Source organism: Anaerostipes sp. PC18, from assembly GCF_039789045.1.
Classification (GTDB): domain Bacteria; phylum Bacillota; class Clostridia; order Lachnospirales; family Lachnospiraceae; genus Anaerostipes; species Anaerostipes hominis.
The window spans coordinates 1,342,842-1,361,558 of record NZ_CP121164.1 but is presented as its reverse complement, the minus strand read 5'-3'; the positions used below and the strand labels follow the sequence as shown (position 1 = coordinate 1,361,558).

The following is an 18,717-nucleotide window of genomic DNA, read 5'->3' as shown; positions in this document are numbered from 1 at the left end:
GTCCTCTTTTTTTATTCTCTAACCAGTTTATGAAGTGCTGCCTTCTTTACACAGACACAGAACAGTTCCATCGCCTGTTCCAGTTCTTCCACTGTAGGGTATGTAGGCGCAATCCTTAAATTGCTGTCCTTCGGGTCCTTCCTGTATGGATAAGTCGCTCCTGCACCGGTGAGTACAACACCCGCCTCTTTCGCCAGACGCACAACCTCTTCTGCACATCCCGGATATACATCCACAGACACAAAATATCCGCCTTTCGGCTCCTCCCATACAGCGAGCCCTGTTCCCGCAAGCTCTTTGTTCAGATATTTGAGAACCGTTTCAAACTTCGGCCTCATGCACTCAGCCAAAACCTGCATATGTGCTCTCAGGCCCTCTGCATTTTTAAAGAACTGTACGTGACGCAGCTGATTGACTTTGTCATATCCGATCGTTTGCGCACCCATGACTTTTTTGATTTCATTTATATTCTCGTCACTGGAAGCGATCAGGCTGACACCGGCTCCGGGGAAGGTAATTTTTGATGTGGAGAAGAAATAATACGGACGGTTCTTTGTACCGGCTTCTTCACATGCGTCAATGATATTCTTAACTTTCACATCCTCAAAGACCGGATGCACACCATAGGCATTGTCCCAAAATATTTTGAAGTCTTTCGCGGCAGTCTTCATGGAAGCCAGTCGGTCTACTGTTTCGTCACTGTAACAGATGCCCTGTGGATTGGAATACTTAGGAACGCACCAGATACCTTTGATGGACGCATCACTTCCCACAAGCTCTTCCACCATATCCATATCCGGACCTTCTTTCGTCATAGCAACCGGAATCATTTCGATATCCAGAATCTCGCAGATGGTAAAATGACGGTCATAGCCGGGACTTGGGCAGAGGAACTTCACCTTGTCAAGCTGACCCCACGGCTTCTCTCCCATAGTTCCGAACACAAACAGACGCATCACTGCGTCAAACATTAAGTTGAGGCTTGCATTTCCTCCGACGATCAGCTGGCCGGCCGGAATATCGAGCAGTTCACTGAAAAGTTCCTTCATTTCCGGAATCCCGTCCAGAACGCCGTAGTTTCTCACATCCATTCCTGCCTTTGTGTGATAGTCCGTCATTTCTTTCAGCATGCCGTTGGCGTGATCAATCTGCGACGGCGCAGGCTTTCCTCTTGACATATCAAGACTTAAATTCCTGGACTTCAGTTCCTCATAATCCTTGTCTGCTGCTTCCTTTGCCTGTTCCAATTCTTCCTTTGACATTTCCGCGAATTCTGTCATAGCTTTATCCTTTCTTATTCTTCTTCCCATTTAAGGTTTGTATGTTCCTTCTTGCGCTCCCTTAAGAGCAGGTCTGCCACTGCCTCTTTCGGATCTTTTTCCTCAAAGAGCACTTTGTTTACTTCTTCGATGATCGGAACACTGACATTGTTCCGCTTTGCAAGTCCGAGAGCCGCTTTGGCGGAATAGACGCCTTCCACCACCATCTTGACTTCATCCATAGCCTCTTTCGGAGTATATCCCTGTCCCATCAGGAGTCCGGCTTTCCTGTTCCGGCTGTGAACACTCGTACAGGTAACGATCAGGTCACCGATGCCGGTCAGACCGGTGAATGTCTCGATCTGTCCTCCGAGAGCCGCTCCCAGTCTTGTAAGTTCTGCAATTCCTCTTGTCATCAGTGCCGCTTTTGTATTGTCGCCGTATCCCAGACCGTCTGTGACGCCGGCAGCCAGGGCGATGACGTTCTTTAATGCTCCTCCGAGCTCAATTCCCATGATATCAGGACTCGTGTAGACACGGAACACCTCATTCATAAACAGATCCTGAAGCATGACAGCTACACTTTCCTTTTTCGCGCCGACAACACAGGTGGTCGGAAGTTTTCTTCCCACTTCCTCTGCGTGGCTCGGGCCGGAGAGTACACAGACAACAGCACCCGGGATCTCCTCCTCGATGATCTCTGTCAGCGTCTTATAGGTTTCATCCTCGATCCCTTTCGCCACATTGACGATGACCTGGCCTTCTTTTATATATGGAGCCATACGATTTGCCATTGAACGAACCACCGGAGACGGCACGGCCATGACGATGACATCTCTGCCGACGAGTGTTTCTTCAAGGTCGGCGCTGACCTTTATGTTTTCCGGAAGCTTCACTCCCGGAAGCTTGTCTTTCTGCTCTCTTTCCTTCTGAAGCATCTCGATCTCCCGGGAATCGTGAGACCAAAGTGTCACTTCATGTCCATTGTTCGCCAGCAAAACTGCCAAAGCACTTCCCCAGCTTCCTGCACCGATTACGCTAACCTTTTTCATAGTTTCCTCCTAACGTTTTACCTTCTGTCCGAGTTTGTTTTCCGTCCCGTGAATGAGCCGGTCGATATTTGCCCTGTGGCGCCATACGGCCATGACCGTAAACACACATCCCACCGCTACAAGCTGCCAGTCGCGGGGACTGCTGAAATATAAAATAAACGGGATCACCAGCACCATGCAGATGGAACCCAGTGATACATATTTGCTGATCCCCGTCACAACAGAAAAGATCAGCAAGCAGAGAAGTCCGAGTCTCCAGTCGAATGCAAAGATCACACCGCCCGTTGTGGCAATTCCTTTCCCGCCTTTAAAATGCAGGTAAAAAGGAAAATTGTGCCCGATGACCACGGCAAACCCGGTCACCAGCCAAAGCGTGGCTTCATGGGCCATTCCTCCAAACTGGGGAATTAATATGTATCTGGCAATATTGACTGCGATCAGCCCCTTTGAGGAGTCCCCAAGGAAGGTTAGCAGTGCCGCTGTCTTTCCGAGGGTTCTCAGTGTATTCGTCGTTCCGGAATTACCGCTTCCGTAATCCCTGATGTCGATATGATTGATTTTCCCAATGATAAATCCTGTCTGAATGCAGCCCAGCAGATATCCCATGGCCAGGCAGAGAAAAACACAAAGGACCATTACTTCTCCTTCCTTTCCCGCGCAATGATGTGGATCGGGGTTCCCCGGAATCCAAAAGTATTCCGTATCTGATTTTCAATATATCTGGTATATGAAAAGTGCATCAGCTGCCTGTCATTGATAAATACAACAAATGTGGGCGGCTTTACCGATACTTGTGTCATGTAGTAGAGCTTCAGCCGTTTTCCTTTGTCAGACGGCGGCTGTTTCATCGCCACTGCCTCAGCCAGAATCTCATTCAGCACTCCTGTCTGAACACGCATGGCATGATTTTCAATGACTGCGTCAAGCATATCAAAGATTTTCGGAAAACGCTGGCCTGTCTTTGCTGAGATAAAGATTAATTCTGCATAGGACATGTACGCCAATACTTCACGGATCTTGTTTGTGAACTTATAGATCGTCTTGTCATCCTTCTCCACCAAGTCCCATTTGTTGACCGCAATGATCATCCCCTTGCCCCTCTCGTGAGCAATACCTGCGATCTTTGCGTCCTGCTCGGTAATGCCTTCCGTGGCGTCGATGACCAGAACCGCCACATCACACCGTTCCACTGCGGAAACTGTACGGATGACGCTGTAACGTTCCAGATCTTCTTTGATTTTATTTTTCCTTCGGAGCCCTGCGGTGTCAATAAATACGTATTCCTTTCCGTTTTTCTGGATGACCGTGTCAATGGCATCCCTTGTCGTTCCCGCAACGTCCGATACAATAACTCTCTCCTCACCGAGCATTTTGTTGATGATAGAAGACTTCCCTGCATTGGGCTTTCCGATGATGGCGATCTTGGGCCTTTCATCTTCTTCCTCTTCCAGTGCCTTTGGATCACAGTTTTCCACGACCTCATCCAGCAGATCACCGAATCCCAGCTTGGAATTTGCAGAAACCGGGTGTGGATCGCCCAGTCCCAGGTTATAAAATTCATAGGTATCTGCCAGGAACTTGTCATAGTTGTCCACCTTATTCACTGCCAGGACCACCGGCTTTTGAGACCGTCTCAGCATGTCCGCCACCTGGAAGTCCGCATCCACCAATCCCTGCCTCACATCTACAAGAAAAATGATCACGTCTGCAGTCTCAATGGCGATCTGTGCCTGTTCTCTCATCCTGGAAAGAATCACATCTCCCGAATCCGGCTCGATCCCGCCGGTGTCGATCAGCGTAAAATTATAATTCAGCCAGGAAATATCCGCATAAATCCTGTCCCTTGTCACTCCCGGTGTATCTTTTACGATTGAAATATTCTCTCCCGCAAGTGCGTTGAACAGCGTGGATTTCCCCACGTTCGGCCTTCCCACTATTGCTACTATCGGTTTACTCATTTTTATTTCCTCTCTGTATGGAATCTCTCTTCCTAAAACTTCCGTTTGATTATATGATAATCTTTCCCTATTGTAAAGATTATATCACATTCAAAGCACAATGAATGCCCCCAAATTCCCCCGTTTTCCTTTTGTTGCCCGGTGGGAAAACAAAGCATCGCTGTTGCAGCAGGTACACAGATCGGTGATGTCCAGATTCTCCTTTAAAATACCTGCCTCCGTCAATATGATCTCGTTGGCCTTCCACAGGTCCAGCTGATACTTGTCATTTTCTTTCCTGTCCAGAAATTCTTCTTCCGGGTGTGCTGAAAATTCCTTTATGAACTGCTCTGCGACATCTTCGCTGACCTCATAGCAGTCTCTGCAGATAGACGGGCCGACAGCCGCCACAATATCCTCAGGACGGCATTCATATCCGTCTTTCATATGCATTACCATCTTTTCTCCGATCCTTCCGACCGTTCCCTTCCAGCCGGAATGGGCCAGAGCCGCCACTTTTTTGACAGGGTCAAAGAAGAACAGAGGCACACAGTCCGCATACCCCGTATACAGTGGGATTCCAGGTACATCGGTCACCAGTCCGTCCATTCCGGTCATGACTTTTCCGCAGTCTTCTTTCCCGACTGTCTTGATCTTCGTGTCATGGATCTGATTGGAGAATACAAGCTTTTTCTCGTCAAAACCTATGGCCTGCCCGATCCTGCGGAAATTTTCATCCACAGACGCTTCATCATCTCCCCTTGCATAGCTTAAATTCATAGAGGAAAACATCCCTTTACTGACGCCTCCCATCCTGGTGGAAAATCCATGGCGGACTCCTGCCTGATCCAGTTTTCTAAACGTTAGATACGGCACCTGCCCTTCGTGCAGCACCGTAGAATGATTATCGTTTGATCTCTTAAAATGCATTTTTTATCACCCTGATCTTCTTTCCTATGATCTCTACTACATCAAATCTTGCCGGCCTGTCGAACATGCCGCGGCAAAACAGATAATATTCTGCCGTCTTTTGAATCTTTTGCTGTTTCCTATGGTCAACAGCCTCTCTCGGATATCCGAAGGCTGTATCCCGCCGGTATTTCACCTCGGCAAACACAAGATACTGTCCATCCCTGGCAATAATATCAATTTCCCCATAACGGGAATAAAAATTTCTCTCGATGACTTCATACCCCTGAGTCAATAAAAACCGGCACGCAGTCTCTTCCTTCTCCATACCGGTCTTTCTATGATTTTTCATATGTATTTCCTTACAAAACTCTTTCGGTGAAGTGTACAGATACCGTGCTCTTTGATCGCCTCGATATGAGCCTTTGTCCCATAACCTTTATTCTTGGCGAACTGATATTGAGGATAGATCTGATCGTATTCTTCCATCATCCGGTCTCTGGTCACCTTTGCCACAATGCTTGCCGCCGCAATCGAAGCGCTCTTTGCATCCCCTTTGATGATCGGAACCTGCTCTGTTCCGATCCCCGGGATCGTCACCGCATCATTGAGCAGCAGATCCGGCTCGACCGGAAGATTTGAAACCGCCGTCCTCATCGCTTCATAGGTAGCATTTAAAATATTGATCTCATCTATGACTTTTTCCGAAGCCATTCCGATTCCGACGGCCAGAGCTTTCTCATAAATTTCATCATACAATGTTTCTCTCTTTTTGGGCGAAACTTTCTTGGAATCGTTCAGATATAAAATATCACAGTCTCCCGGCAGAATGACGGCTGCCGCTACCACAGGTCCTGCAAAAGGCCCCCGGCCCACCTCATCGATCCCGCATATATGGGAATACCCTTCGTATTCTCTCTCATAAGAAAACATCTCATACATGCGCTGCTTCTCTTTCTTCAGTTTATCTAACCGTTTTTCTTCCTGTTTTGTCATAAGTACCTCTCTATAAGATCCTTCCCGCATCTTTGAGCGGAAACAGCCTGAAAACTACTCTTCCCTGTATCTCTTTCCTGTTTATTGGACCCACTCTTATATCCCTGCTGTCCATGCTGTTATTCCGGTTATCTCCCAGTACAAAATATTCATCTTTTTTTAAGGTAATGCTGCCCTTCTCATTGACGGTAAATGTCATATGATCTTTGGAATAATCCCTGGATATCATCCGGCCGTTTATATAAACTGTGCCGCTACGGATCTCCACCGTCTCCCCGGGCATTCCGATGACTCTCTTTACCAGCTTTTCTTTTCTGTCCGCGGGATTTGGAAATACCACGACTTCAAAGCGCTTCGGGTCCCGGAACCGGTAAGTCAGCTTGTCGACCAATACGCTGTCCATATGGTGGAGCGTCGGCTCCATGGAATAGCCGGAAACCCCGGTTCTCTCCCCTAAAAATGTGATGACGAGAAAGGAAACACAAACTGCTATAAAAACAGTTGATCCCCAGAAACATAATTCAGAATAAAAACGATGCGCCCTGCGCCTTATTCGAAACGACATGTGTTTGATTACCCCTCAAAGTCAGCAGGTACTTCCAGCGTAATCTTTCCAAGCTTTCCGTTCCTGTATTCCTCCAGCAGGATGTGTGCTGCCTTTTCATAATCCAGCTGATTGCCTTTTTCTTTACAATTCCGGTTAGCCGCGATCTGTTCGAGGATTTTCAGTGTATTCTTCTCCTCTTCAACCCGGTAGCGTGCCGCTAAGATACCCGGATATTCTTTTACCAGAAACGGGATCAGCTCCATGGCCATCTCTTCCTGATTTAATATTTCTTCCTTGATAGAACCGATCAGAGCCAGATGAAGGCCTACTGTCTGATCCTCAAATTTGGGCCACAAAATTCCCGGCGTATCTAATAACTCGATATTTTTATTCAGCTTAATCCACTGCTTTCCCTTTGTCACGCCCGGTTTATTTCCGGTTTTCGTACAGGCTTTTCCGGCCAGACTGTTGATAAATGTAGATTTCCCTACATTCGGGATTCCCGCGATCATGGCGCGGATCGGCCGGTTCTTAATTCCCCTCTTCCGGTCCCGCTCGATCTTTTCTCTGCACGCCTCCATGACAATGCCCTGCACCGCTTTTACTCCGGTTCCCTTCTGGGAATTTACCTTCCCGACAAAGAATCCCCTGTCTCTAAAATACTGTTCCCAGAGTTCTGTCTTCCTGCTGTCTGCAAGATCCGTCTTGTTCAATAAAATCAGCCTGGACTTGTTCTGGGCCAGCTGGTCGATATCGGGATTCCTGCTTCCGAATGGAATTCTCGCATCCACCAGTTCGATCACAATATCGATCAGCTTTATATTTTCCTGCATCATTCTTTTTGCCTTGGTCATGTGACCCGGGTACCATTGAAATTGCATGTGTCCTCCTTCTTTATCCAAAAGGCCAATATTTGATCCCGACCTTGCCTATGATCTGTGTCTTTTTTACATTGCCGACTACGGCGCTCCTGGAATCTTCGCTGTTATTGTAATTGTCTCCCATGACAAAATATTGATTCTTGGATAGTTTTACGCCGTCTGCTGCCAGTCCGGGAGACAGGATCTGTTCTTTTCCGAAGCTTTTGGCCTTCCTGCCGTCTACATAGACGTTCCCGTCCCTGACCTGAACCGTCTCTCCTGGGAGTCCGACCACTCTCTTTACATAATACTGCTTGTTCGTCTCGTCCTCTGACTCGAACAATATTATATCATATCGCGCCGGACTTTTCACTTTATAAATCAGCCGGTTGACCAGCCGCTTTTCTCCGCTCTCATAGGTGGGAAGCATGGAATCTCCCTGTACCGTATAACCGGCACACAGAAAACGGACAATGATAAAAGCCGCAAAAATCACGGCCAAAAAAGTCAGCACATATGCCGCGATCTTATCCCGTCTCTGCCTTTTTTTCTTCCTCATCTGATAAGTAACCGTATATCCGCTCACAGATCTCACACCCTTTCTTTAAACAAAACAGGGACAAGCTCCGGCTCGTCCCTGTGTTTTTTTGAAAAATATTATACTCTTTCTTTCACTTTCGCAGCCTTACCTACACGGTCACGTAAGTAGTATAATTTCGCGCGTCTAACCTTACCTTTGCGCACAACTTCGATCTTCTCGATGATCGGAGAGTGTACCGGCCAGGTTTTTTCTACGCCGATGCCGTTGGAATTTTTGCGCACGGTAAATGTCTCGCGTGCTCCGCCGTTCTGTCTTTTGATGACAGTTCCTTCAAATACCTGAATTCTCTCGCGGTTTCCCTCTTTTACTTTTCCGTATACTTTTACAGTGTCACCTGTTCTGAAATCTGCAACTTCTCTTAACTGTGCATCTTCAATACTTTTAATGATATCGTTCATGTTGTTCCTCCTTAAAACTTTTTAGATGTTCATAATACCTTGCGTAACAGAGGACCATCCTATCTATAACAACTGCTATATAATATCACAACAACTTTTTTTTTGCAAGGATTATTTACTTTTTATCGAGCAGATCCGGCCTTCTCTCCTTTGTCCTCAAATAAGACTGCTCTTTCCTCCACTCTTCAATCCTTCCGTGGTGACCTGAAAGCAGCACCTCCGGTACTTTTCTCCCCAAAAACTCCGGCGGTCTTGTGTACTGGGGATATTCCAGCATCCCGTTTTCAAAAGACTCGTACTCCGCCGAATCTCCGTTATTCAGCACTCCCGGAACCAGTCTGGAGATGGCGTCGATCATCACCATAGCCGGAAGCTCTCCTCCCGTCAAAACGTAATCCCCAATGGAGACATAATCCGTGACAATCTCTTCTAAGACACGTTCATCCACGCCCTCATAATGGCCGCACAGAAAAACAAGTTCTTCTTCCTCTGCAAGCTCCTTAGCCATCTCCTGGTGAAACACCTTTCCCTGAGGAGTCACATAAATCACCCGGGGCTTCTTCTCCATCTTTTGCTCGATATGCTGATATGCCAGATAGATCGGCTCCGCCTGCATGACCATTCCGGCACCGCCGCCGTATGGATAATCGTCCACTTTTTTATGCTTGTCCCTCGTAAAATCCCTGATGTTTACGGCTTCCACACCGATATGTCCCGCCTCTTTCGCACGGCCTAAAATACTCGTGCTGCATCCGCTCTCGATCATCTCGGGAAATAAAGTCAAAACGTGAAACTTATTCATCCAGCAGTCCTTTCATTACAAAAACATCGATTCTCTTTTCTTCCAGAGAGACCTTTTTGATACAGTCTCTTATGGCCGGAAGCAGTACTTCCTTTCCATCATCCATTTTTACCACATACACATCGTTTGCCCCTGTCTGAAGCACGTCATCCAATATTCCCAGCTTCTTTCCGGTCTCCCGGTAAACATCGAACCCGATGATATCGGCAATGAAAAACTCATTCTCTTCAAGCTTAACTGCATTCTCTCTTGTGACAAACAGCCCGCAGCGTTTATACTGTTCGATATCATTGATATTGTCAAACTCCTCAAACTTAAGAATCGGCTGGTTTTTAAAAAACTTACAGGACTTCACATGCAGAAGCTTCATTTCCCTGCCCGTATCCAGCAGTACCTCCTTCAAATCCTTAAAGCGCTCCACATCATCGGTCATCGGATACACCTTGACCTCTCCGCGGACACCGTGGGTGGAAGCGATCGCTCCTACCTGTAATATATCTTCCATAATAAACTGTATTCCTTCCTATTTGTTTTCTTCGATATATGCCTCTACGGCTTTTCTCACTTGTAAAAAATTGCTCGGGCCGTTTTCAAGAATCACCTTGTGGAACTCTTTCGTCTGGAACTTCTTGCCAAGCTCCTTGGACGCCTTGTTTCTCAATTCCTGAAATTCCAGGGCTCCGGAATAATATTTCAGATAGTATCCCGGTTCCGAAGATACGAGCCTGTAAAGCTGGTCTGCCGCAGAACTTCCATATCCCATGTCTTCCAGCATGTCTTTAATCTGGTCCAGGGTCCATCCCCGGTAGTTGACATTGATATCGACAGCACTTCCGATGGCCATATTGATCTCGTCATTGATGCGTTTCAATTTGGCCACAGACTTATCATACGGAGCATAGTCAAAGGCATGCATCTCCACATAGGAGGCCCAGCCTTCCGAGTAACCAGGAAAATCCATGATCAAACGGATATCGTCCGGATCTGTGCTGAGAAAATAATTGTTTTGATAAAGATGCCCCGGATACCCTTCATGAGCCAGAGTATTGTAAATTCCGCTCTTATCGGTGGAACCCTTGTTAATATAGATGGTATTTTCCGTCTCATCATCGATCGGCGGGATCATATAAAATGCCGGACTTAAAGTATCTTCCAGCGCTTTTGGAACATATTTGATCTTATAATGGACTTTTTTCAGGGGTGGATAATCTGTTTTAGCCTTCTTCTCCAGATCAGCCAATACCTTTTTAGGACTGGTCATCACCGGATCAAAATTATAAAACTTTTTCTGGAGGCTCTCATCGCCCTGGATCAGATTCACCATCTGTTTCACTGAGCTCTGGAGACGGCCTGTCACACTTGAGAGCAGCTGGCTGACTGTTTTGTTTGTTCCTGTCTGCTCCTTCAAGACAAGCCGATAGTATTTTTTCCCGTTTTTTAAATTGCAGACACCTCCGCTGTTTTTTCCGGTTCCCTTCAGTGACAGAATCGTCTTTTTAAAGCTGCGGAATGCAGGATATACAGACTGCTTCAGCAGTTTCTTATTTTGTTTATTATAGGTTGTTTTCTGTTCCTTGCTGATACCCGAAAAGTCATTGACACGTTCTTTAAATGTAGCACTTAATATATTTTTTTCGCCGCTTTCTTTCAAAAAATCATCAATCTGCTTCGCCGCAGTATCTGCCGCCCCATCGGTTACATACAGTCCCGCTTTAGACTGTGCTTTCAGATACTCTCCTGCCTCCTGAAGATATCCCGTAACCTGAGACAGCAGGGTGAGATAATCTTGAATATCCTTCTCTCTGTAAAATTGATATTCTGCCAGTGTCACCGGAAGATTGGACTGGATGCCGGAAACCTCCCCGATAATATTGTCATATAATGGATACCGGCTTTCTTCTATGAGCATACCCAGATAATCTTCTAATATATCATACGTAAGTTTCTGTTTTTCTGTCAGACTGCTCCTTTTGAATTTAGAAAGCTCTTCTGCTGTCTTCTTATTTTCCTTCAGCGCTTTCTTATCTTGTCCGGGAGAAATATGTCCGATGGAAACCTTCTCCTGTTTGATCCCATACTTCTCAGGATCCTTCAGCTGATAATGAAGATTCAGCGTATTTTGAGACAACGTCTCTTTTACCTGTCGGTCTAAAAATTTGTCAAACTGTTTTTGTTCCTCGGTTTTTGACTGTTTCTGGCCGGTCTTCTGGCTGGTTTGTCCGCTTTTTCCCTGCTCTGTTGATGTTTTGCAGCCGCTCAGTGAAAACGCCAGCAGCAATGAGAGCAGCAGAGAAAGCAGTCTCTTTGTAAATTTCATAAATTTATCCTCCCGGTTATTTGTTCCTTATGAATATTTTAAATAAACAGCAAAAGATATGCAACCTAAAAATATGATATACTATTTAAAAACTTAGTGAAAGGACAAGTACTGTATATGTCAAGAATATTAATCATCGAAGACGACAAAGAAATCCTGAAAATTCTGTCAGACTTTTTATCCGGATACGGTTTTGAAGCCGTTTGAGAAACTGACGGCCGCTGTATTTGTCAAATCATCAGACACCAAAACATCGATCTGATACTTCTGGATCTCATGCTTCCATATAAAAGCGGCGATCAGCTCCTGAAAGAAATACGTTCCTGTTCTGATCTTCCCGTGATTGTCATTTCTGCCCGGGGAACGACTCAGAATAAAATTGATCTGCTTCGTCTCGGCGCGGATGATTATATTACAAAGCCTTTTGATCTGGATGAAACCCTTGCAAGGATTGAAAGCAACCTCCGGAGATCGAAGCTTCAGACATTCCCAAAAAAGGTCCTTAAATTTCAGGAGCTGACTTTGGATACCGGTTCTCTTACTGCATATCTCAAAGGCGTGGAACTTTCCTTAACAGCAAAGGAATTCAGGATTCTTGAGCTGCTGATGAGATATCCGGACAAAATATTTTCCAAAGCAAATCTATTTCAAAGTATCTGGGGCAGTGAATATTTAAGTGAGGACAATACACTGAACGTACATATCAGTCATCTGAGAAACAAACTCAAAGCTGTTTCTTCCGAAAACGAATATATTGATACTGTCTGGGGCATCGGCTACCGGCTGCACAAAGACTGAAAAATAGACGATCCATTGTTCTCATCTTTATCTTAATTTTATAATTTTCTGTTCCTAATTAAGAAATTCTTTAATATTGTGTCTTATACTGGTCTGAGAAGAAAGGAGCAGTTTATATGAATTCTACTGTATTAGAAGCACATAATTTAACGAAAAAATATAAGCATTCTTTGGTTATAGACCACATAAATTTAAGGATCGAGAAAGGCAAAATTTACGGATTTATCGGACAGAACGGCGCCGGAAAGACCACATTCCTCCGCTTGACTGCCGGGCTGTCCTTTCCCACGGACGGTACTCTTGAACTTTGGGGACAGAGGAACAGAACCGGTCTCCAGGAGCAGCGAAAAAGGATGGGATGTCTGATCGAGTCTCCCGCTCTTTATCCCAACCTGACAGCAGTTCAAAATCTTGAGGTGCAGAGGCTTCAGAGAGGCATTCCCGGAAAATCTGTCATTTCAGACTGTCTTCGCATGACCGGTCTTACAGATACCGCAAAAAAACCGGTCAGAAACTTTTCCCTGGGAATGAGGCAGCGCCTCGGAATCGCTGCCGCCCTGTTAAACAATCCTGAATTTCTTATTTTGGATGAACCTATCAACGGTCTTGATCCTAACGGTATCGTTGAAATCCGCAGACTCCTCAAAGACCTGAACCAAAAATACGGGATGACAATCTTAGTCTCCAGCCATATACTGGAGGAATTATACCAGACCGCTTCACAGTTCATCCTGATCCATAAAGGAAGGATCATTGATGAACTGTCAGGCCGAGAACTGGATGAACAGTGCAAAAGGCATATAGCCATCAAAACAAATCAGCCGCAGAACGCACTTCTGTCACTGGAAAAACACCTGCACACAGAGCATCTGCGCCTCATGCCCGACGGCACCATCCGACTGTATGAGTATCTGGATGATATAGAAACGGTTGCCCGGACCCTGTCGGATTCCGGCATCCTCGTTACCACCCTGAATGTATCCGGAGATACTTTGGAAGATTATTTTTTGAGAAAGGTTGGTGCAGTATCCCATGCGCAGAATCTTAAAAGCTGAGTTTTATAAACTATCGCGAATGAAAAGTTTTTGGGGACTCCTGGTCATTTCCTGTGTCCTGAGCTGTATTCTTCTGCTCGACGGATCGCCGCCCGCAAAATCACTGGATGTTTTCAATCATATCCTGTACACTGCTCCCCTGCTCTACGTCTTAATCATGATCTTCGGAGCGCTGTTCATCGGGTCGGATTTTGAAAACCGGACAATACAAAGCTATATTTCGGCAGGTCATAAAAGGGTTCACATCCTGCTGGTCAAGATCATCGTACACCTTACCGGATGTATTTCTATCCTCTGTCTTCCTCTGTTTGCAGGGGCAGCGGCAGGATGTATGCTGTTTGGAATCACCAGTGCCTCTTTATCGGCTCTTTTCCTCAAATCAGTGCTGGCTATCTGGATCATATGCGCAATGGCCATGCTTCCCTGTCTTTGCGGATTTCTTTTCCAAGGCGTTGGAAAGGCGCTGACTCTGCCGCTGGTCCTCTTTTTTGTCATGCTCTTTCTTTTAAACGGCCGGCACTATCCCCTTGTGGCAGCGGTTCTTCCGATGGGGCAGCTAAGGCTGCTGTGTTTCGATCAGCTGACAAGTTTAAATGTCTTTTTAACGAACTTTTTATGGATCTTTATCTGCTGTATTTGGGCTTATTGGAATTTTTCCCGAACAGATTTGAAATGAAAGAGGTGAAAGCATTGATCAATTTATTAAAGACTGAACGGTATTATTTTTTACACAACCGTACCTACTGGTGGAGCGTGATCATGATCTTTATGCTTGGCTTCATCACAGCGCCGGCTTACAGGTCAGAAATCTTCGGCCCCAAAGAAAAAATTGCCGAAAATCTTACAGATATACTAAACGGCATGGTGTATGACTCTACCTTCCTGCTGATTATCGTCTCCTGTATCCTGGCACTGGTCCTCGGTCAGGAATTTTCCTGGCGCACTATCCAGCAGGAAATCGCCGCGGGACATTCCCGTCTCACAGTATTTATAAGCAAAATCATCGTATATCTCACCGCCTTTAATCTTCTGGCGTTGGTGTTTCCGGCTGCAGGCTGCATCAGAGAATCTATTTATTTTGGTATTCATGATCTGATCGGTTTCTTATCAGATTTTGTCAGGGCTGCGGCTGATTCCTTTCTGTTTAACAGTCCTGTCCTGCTGATTCCAATCTTTTTGTGTTTTGTTCTGAGAAATATGCCCAGGGCAATCTGTGCCGCCGCTCTCCTCACCTTTGTGTTAAGTCTGTATCTGGGATACGGAATGATGCTGGACCTGCCGGTCCGCTTTCTGCCATCCTTCCAGATCCGTCAAGTGATCAGCGGTACCGAAATACTTACCTTCGGGAGTCTTGCTGTTTCGCTGTGCTGGAGTACCGTTCTTCTCCTGGCATCCTGGAAAACATTCAGAAGCTGTGAACTGAAATAAAAGAAAGGAAAATCATATGAACCTCGTTCTATTCTTTCTCCTCATATTATCTGTCATTATATCTTTCAAATATTTTGCGCTGAAATGGCAGATAAACCACATGTCCCTTCAGATTGACCAGGTAACCTGCGGCAAAACCGAAAAAATGCTGGACTTGTCTCTGGCAGATCAGGACCTGGAACTGCTGGCGGCAAAAATAAACCTCTTTTTTGACTGTCAGCGCAAGTCGGCTGCAAAAGCCTTACAGCATGAAGAAGAACTGAAAAATTCCATAGCCAATATATCCCATGATCTGCGCACTCCTCTGACTGTGATCAACGGCCACCTCCAAATCCTGCAAAAGAGCCGGCTATTGCCTGATCAAAAGGACCGCATTGAAACTGCCCTGCGAAAAACCTGCCGTTTAAGGGAGCTGATCGATGTGTTTTATGATCTGTCCATTTTGGAGACAGACCATACAGAACCTGATTGGGAAGATCTCAATTTTTCTAACTTTCTGATCAATTTTCTGGCAGACAGTGCCCCATTATTTCAAAGCAGACAGCTCTCTCCCCAAATCACAATGCCCGAATCTTCTGTCTTTGTAAAGGCGGACCGCAGCATGCTGGAACGTATTCTTCAGAATCTGCTGTCCAATGCAGTCCGCTATACGTCAGGAGAAATCTGTATTTGTCTTTCTCTGACCAAAAGCCGCAATGTGGTTTTTCGAATATCAAATGCGGTATCTGACCCTGAAAAGATTCAGGTGAGCAGATTGTTTGAACGCTTCTACACAAAGGACCAGTCACGTCATAATGAAAGTACGGGACTGGGCCTTTCTGTTGTAAAAATTCTGGTTAATAAACTGCACGGTACTGTCGAAGCTTCGGTCGATGGAAATGTCCTGTCTGTTACAGCCGTTTTTAAAAGCTCATTTTAAATTAATGTTCCCCATGGTGTCCCCCGCTGCCGTGATGTCCTCCCTGCTGCCGGTCCTGGCTGTTTCCATGGCTGTTTTCATGACCTTCTTCACACTGTTTTGTATAATCCTTTATCTCACTGATGGAATGGTCCCTGCACTTTTCTACCGTTGCCGTCTGGTCCACCTTTTGAAGTTCCTTAATGGCAAGATACTTAGCCGGCGTTACGTTCAAATGGTGTGATTTTTTCTTCAGTCGTTTTGATACGGCATACACCTCCACATTCTGCCTGCCGCCATGTTCACTGATGCATTGGTCAATCTCGGTCTGCAAAGTTTTAATTTCTGAGGCTTTCTCACGGTCTTTTCCCTGTACTGTCACAGAGATCATTCCGTTCTGCTTTAAATAACCTTTTTCTTTTATCTTCTTCAAAACGAGAGCTACCGCATCTTTGTAGCTTTTATGTTTAAGATTCAGCTCAGAGAGTACTTCCTTTCCATCTTTGTTATATGCAGACATCCGGATGACCCGGTCAAATCTGTTTACAGACAGTTCAATGGAGGGATTCACGTCCATATCAATATAACTGCTCTCCGAAAAATACATCTGAAAAGAACCGGCTCCAATCAAAAATATAAACGCTGCTGCCGCCACAGCAAGAGAAAATCTCTGAAACTTTCTTCTTGGCTTTGGTTTATCATTTAGCTTATTTAAAACTATTTCTCTGGTTTTTTGCTTTAATGCTTCTTCCGCCTTGATTTTTTCAAAGGATCTGCGAATATCATTCTTCAAAAAAGTCACCTCCTAAATCTTCCTTGAGCTTTTTTCTTGCCCTTCCAAGCCAGGTATAAATCGTGTTCTCTTTTTTATGAAGAATCTGTGCAATTTCCGGCACTGTATATTCTTCATAATAAAAAAGATAAACTACATTTTTAAATTTAGTCGGCAGCTTTGTTACTGCATCAAAAACATCCAGATCCCTCTCCTGCAAAAAAATGGGTTCTTTGCTAATGCAGTCATAAGACACTGCATTCCTCCGAAAAAAATTTTTCAGCACATCTTTACATCTGTTTACTGTGACCCTGATCAGCCAGGCCTTTTTATGTTCCTCACTCTCAAAGCTGATGTCGCTCTGCATATACTTTAAAAATACATCCTGAAATACATCTTCCACATCACTATAGTTCATATTTTCCTGAGCATATCGGAATATATTTCTATTGTATTTGTCAGGTCTGCTTCACTTCTCATTTCTGCCCTCCCAGGCGTCACTTTTACAAACTTTTATCTTATCTGTGATGTCTTCCATGATGACTGCTTTTATGACTGCTTCCGTGATGTCCGCTGTATCGTTTGTGGGTATGTTTCTTTGTTATCTTACATTTGGAAACACCGCAGTTATAACGTTTTGCTTTTGTATGGTGCTTTTTCTTAGTATGATGCTTTACAGTTGTGTGATGTTTATATGCACCTGTTTTTCTGCATGATTTTACTGAACAGACTGCCTGAACCGCAGGTTTCCTGGCTGACACATATTTTTCTGTGCCGCTTCCTGTAAAAGAAGATAATCCTCCTAAACATAAAATTCCTGTCGTAATAATCGCTGCTGATACTTTCATTTGATCCACCTTCTCTTTCTATATTTTTTAACGTTCTATCAATAATACGAATGACCGAAGGGAATCCTTTCATCTTTTGTTATTTATTTTTTTACCTGCTGTAAGTATAATATAAGTTTGGTAAAGTTCCAATTTATTTTGTATGAGTTTTTCTCCATTATCTCCAGTCGGCTCTTAACAGGCCTCCTTCCAACAATGGAGAAAACTATCGCAGGTGGTACTTTTGATTTCTAAGCAGCCTGCTCCAGCAGATAATATGTCCATTTTTTACGCGATTGGAGTGAGGCATTCTAAGAGTCGAACGGAAATCGTGTGGAAAATGTCATATGTTATAGTGCTTTTGGTATAAATTGTGGTATATTAATATATATTGCCATCAATTGTATGCACAAATGGAAGGTAACTTTATATTTAACAAAGAGGAGGTATTTATGAAAAAGAAATTATTTTGTGTCATGTTGGTATTCTCTATGATAATACCAACGCTTACGATTCCGGCAGCCGAGTCTTGTCACCATGAGTGGAGTGAATGGGATACTACGACTGAACCTACATGCAGTGATACTGGAGAGAAATCGCGCTGGTGTTATCTTTGCTATGAAAACCAGACTAAAACTGTCCCTGCAACGGGTGAGCACTTATGGGATGACTGGTATACTGTAAAAAAACCAACCATCCGTAAAACAGGGCTGAAACAGCGCGAGTGTCTTGAATGTTATAAAATACAGTCAAAGAAGACTGCAAAATTAAAACCGTATGTAAAGTTTACGAAGAAAACCGTAAAATTAAAAGTCTCAAAAACCTATAAACTGAAAATAAAATACGCAAAAGGTGACTCCGTAAAGAAATGGAAATCCAGCAATAAAAAAATTGTCACTGTCTCAAAGAAAGGAAAAGTAAAAGCAAAAAGAAAAGGCACTGCCAAAATCACAGTAACTATGAAGTCCGGCAAAAAAGCAACCTGCAGGATTAAGGTTTCTCCTAAAAAGAAGTCTTCAAAAAAGAAACATACAGAAACAGTTTATTGGACCCCCGGAGGGTCTGTATATCACAGCACCATAGACTGCCCGACCCTGGGCCGTTCCCGGACCATTTATCACGGCTCCCTGTCTTCCTGTCCTAAGAGCAGGCCCTGCAAAGTCTGCTACTAACCAGCTTCTCAAACAAAAAGAAGAAAATAAAAAAATGGCTTATTTATGTGTTTCAAACATATCTAAGCCATTCTTTTTTTATTATTCAT

The 18,717-nt window shown here is 44.7% G+C and carries 21 protein-coding genes and 2 pseudogenes; 6 read left to right on the top strand and 17 right to left on the bottom strand.

The window, feature by feature from the left end; translation table 11 throughout:
• Nucleotides 1–11: 11 nt before the first annotated feature.
• The 14 genes from P8F77_RS07375 to P8F77_RS07310 form a co-directional block, all read right to left on the bottom strand.
• Nucleotides 12–1,262: an aminotransferase class I/II-fold pyridoxal phosphate-dependent enzyme gene (locus P8F77_RS07375; RefSeq protein WP_347256439.1), complete on the bottom strand. Its 1,251-nt coding sequence runs from the start codon at nt 1,260–1,262 to the stop codon at nt 12–14.
• 32 nt (nt 1,263–1,294) lie between these two features.
• The gene (locus tag P8F77_RS07370) at nt 1,295–2,311 is read right to left on the bottom strand and encodes an NAD(P)H-dependent glycerol-3-phosphate dehydrogenase (protein WP_287518255.1); all 1,017 of its coding nucleotides are present in this window, start codon (nt 2,309–2,311) and stop codon (nt 1,295–1,297) included.
• 9 nt (nt 2,312–2,320) lie between these two features.
• Nucleotides 2,321–2,947, bottom strand: coding sequence for a glycerol-3-phosphate 1-O-acyltransferase PlsY (gene plsY / locus P8F77_RS07365; RefSeq protein WP_095142978.1), 627 nt, complete (start codon nt 2,945–2,947; stop codon nt 2,321–2,323).
• Entirely contained in the window at nt 2,947–4,269 is a 1,323-nt protein-coding gene (der, locus tag P8F77_RS07360) for a ribosome biogenesis GTPase Der (protein WP_095142979.1), read from the bottom strand. Before der ends, plsY begins: the two co-directional genes overlap by 1 nt.
• Before the next feature lie 90 nt (nt 4,270–4,359).
• Nucleotides 4,360–5,178: a peptidoglycan editing factor PgeF gene (pgeF, locus tag P8F77_RS07355; RefSeq protein ID WP_095142980.1), complete on the bottom strand. Its 819-nt coding sequence runs from the start codon at nt 5,176–5,178 to the stop codon at nt 4,360–4,362.
• Nucleotides 5,168–5,509 (bottom strand): YraN family protein, encoded by a 342-nt coding sequence (locus P8F77_RS07350; RefSeq protein ID WP_095142981.1) that lies wholly within the window; start codon nt 5,507–5,509, stop codon nt 5,168–5,170. The genes pgeF and P8F77_RS07350 overlap by 11 nt, the downstream gene beginning before the upstream one ends.
• Nucleotides 5,506–6,153 (bottom strand): ribonuclease HII, encoded by a 648-nt coding sequence (locus P8F77_RS07345; protein WP_235824643.1) that lies wholly within the window; start codon nt 6,151–6,153, stop codon nt 5,506–5,508. Before P8F77_RS07345 ends, P8F77_RS07350 begins: the two co-directional genes overlap by 4 nt.
• 10 nt (nt 6,154–6,163) lie before the next feature.
• Entirely contained in the window at nt 6,164–6,718 is a 555-nt protein-coding gene (lepB, locus tag P8F77_RS07340) for a signal peptidase I (RefSeq protein ID WP_095142983.1), read from the bottom strand.
• 8 nt (nt 6,719–6,726) lie between these two features.
• Nucleotides 6,727–7,581: a ribosome biogenesis GTPase YlqF gene (gene ylqF / locus P8F77_RS07335; protein WP_095142984.1), complete on the bottom strand. Its 855-nt coding sequence runs from the start codon at nt 7,579–7,581 to the stop codon at nt 6,727–6,729.
• 13 nt (nt 7,582–7,594) lie between these two features.
• Nucleotides 7,595–8,119 carry a signal peptidase I gene (lepB, locus tag P8F77_RS07330; RefSeq protein WP_148460002.1) on the bottom strand — a complete coding sequence of 175 codons (525 nt, stop codon included), beginning with the start codon at nt 8,117–8,119 and terminating at the stop codon, nt 7,595–7,597.
• Between the two features lie 98 nt (nt 8,120–8,217).
• Nucleotides 8,218–8,559, bottom strand: a complete 342-nt coding sequence (gene rplS / locus P8F77_RS07325; protein ID WP_006567393.1) for a 50S ribosomal protein L19 — start codon at nt 8,557–8,559, stop codon at nt 8,218–8,220.
• 115 nt (nt 8,560–8,674) lie between these two features.
• A complete protein-coding gene (gene trmD, locus P8F77_RS07320; protein WP_024727917.1) occupies nt 8,675–9,361 on the bottom strand; it encodes a tRNA (guanosine(37)-N1)-methyltransferase TrmD in 687 nt (228 codons plus the stop codon).
• Entirely contained in the window at nt 9,354–9,866 is a 513-nt protein-coding gene (gene rimM / locus P8F77_RS07315; RefSeq protein WP_006567395.1) for a ribosome maturation factor RimM, read from the bottom strand. The genes trmD and rimM overlap by 8 nt, the downstream gene beginning before the upstream one ends.
• Before the next feature lie 18 nt (nt 9,867–9,884).
• Complete coding sequence (locus P8F77_RS07310) at nt 9,885–11,678, bottom strand: DUF885 domain-containing protein (protein WP_287518267.1); 1,794 nt, start codon at nt 11,676–11,678, stop codon at nt 9,885–9,887.
• Nucleotides 11,679–11,795: 117 nt separating this feature from the next.
• Between P8F77_RS07310 and P8F77_RS07305 the strand changes: the two are divergent.
• The 5 genes and pseudogenes from P8F77_RS07305 to P8F77_RS07285 all read left to right on the top strand — a co-directional run bounded on the left by P8F77_RS07305 (nt 11,796) and on the right by P8F77_RS07285 (nt 15,878).
• Nucleotides 11,796–12,476, top strand: a pseudogene (locus P8F77_RS07305) (response regulator transcription factor).
• A gap of 116 nt (nt 12,477–12,592) precedes the next feature.
• Nucleotides 12,593–13,531: an ATP-binding cassette domain-containing protein gene (locus tag P8F77_RS07300; RefSeq protein ID WP_006567398.1), complete on the top strand. Its 939-nt coding sequence runs from the start codon at nt 12,593–12,595 to the stop codon at nt 13,529–13,531.
• Nucleotides 13,532–13,550: 19 nt separating this feature from the next.
• On the top strand, nt 13,551–14,207 hold the full coding sequence (locus P8F77_RS07295) for an ABC transporter permease subunit (protein ID WP_347256422.1): 657 nt from the start codon (nt 13,551–13,553) through the stop codon (nt 14,205–14,207).
• 14 nt (nt 14,208–14,221) lie between these two features.
• Nucleotides 14,222–14,959, top strand: a complete 738-nt coding sequence (locus tag P8F77_RS07290) for an ABC transporter permease (protein ID WP_227032000.1) — start codon at nt 14,222–14,224, stop codon at nt 14,957–14,959.
• Between the two features lie 16 nt (nt 14,960–14,975).
• A complete protein-coding gene (locus P8F77_RS07285) occupies nt 14,976–15,878 on the top strand; it encodes a HAMP domain-containing sensor histidine kinase (protein ID WP_347256421.1) in 903 nt (300 codons plus the stop codon).
• 1 nt (nt 15,879) lies between these two features.
• On the opposite strand, the gene P8F77_RS07280 is transcribed toward P8F77_RS07285, so the two are convergent.
• The 3 genes and pseudogenes from P8F77_RS07280 to P8F77_RS07270 all read right to left on the bottom strand — a co-directional run bounded on the left by P8F77_RS07280 (nt 15,880) and on the right by P8F77_RS07270 (nt 17,477).
• A complete protein-coding gene (locus P8F77_RS07280) occupies nt 15,880–16,659 on the bottom strand; it encodes a 1,4-alpha-glucan branching protein (RefSeq protein ID WP_287518277.1) in 780 nt (259 codons plus the stop codon).
• Nucleotides 16,640–17,109 (bottom strand): annotated as a pseudogene (locus tag P8F77_RS07275) (sigma-70 family RNA polymerase sigma factor). The gene P8F77_RS07280 and the pseudogene P8F77_RS07275 overlap by 20 nt, the downstream one beginning before the upstream one ends.
• A gap of 38 nt (nt 17,110–17,147) precedes the next feature.
• Nucleotides 17,148–17,477, bottom strand: coding sequence for a hypothetical protein (locus P8F77_RS07270; protein ID WP_287518279.1), 330 nt, complete (start codon nt 17,475–17,477; stop codon nt 17,148–17,150).
• Nucleotides 17,478–17,908: 431 nt separating this feature from the next.
• On the opposite strand from P8F77_RS07270, the gene P8F77_RS07265 reads away from it, so the two are divergent.
• Nucleotides 17,909–18,628 (top strand): Ig-like domain-containing protein, encoded by a 720-nt coding sequence (locus P8F77_RS07265; protein WP_287518281.1) that lies wholly within the window; start codon nt 17,909–17,911, stop codon nt 18,626–18,628.
• Nucleotides 18,629–18,717: the final 89 nt, after the last annotated feature.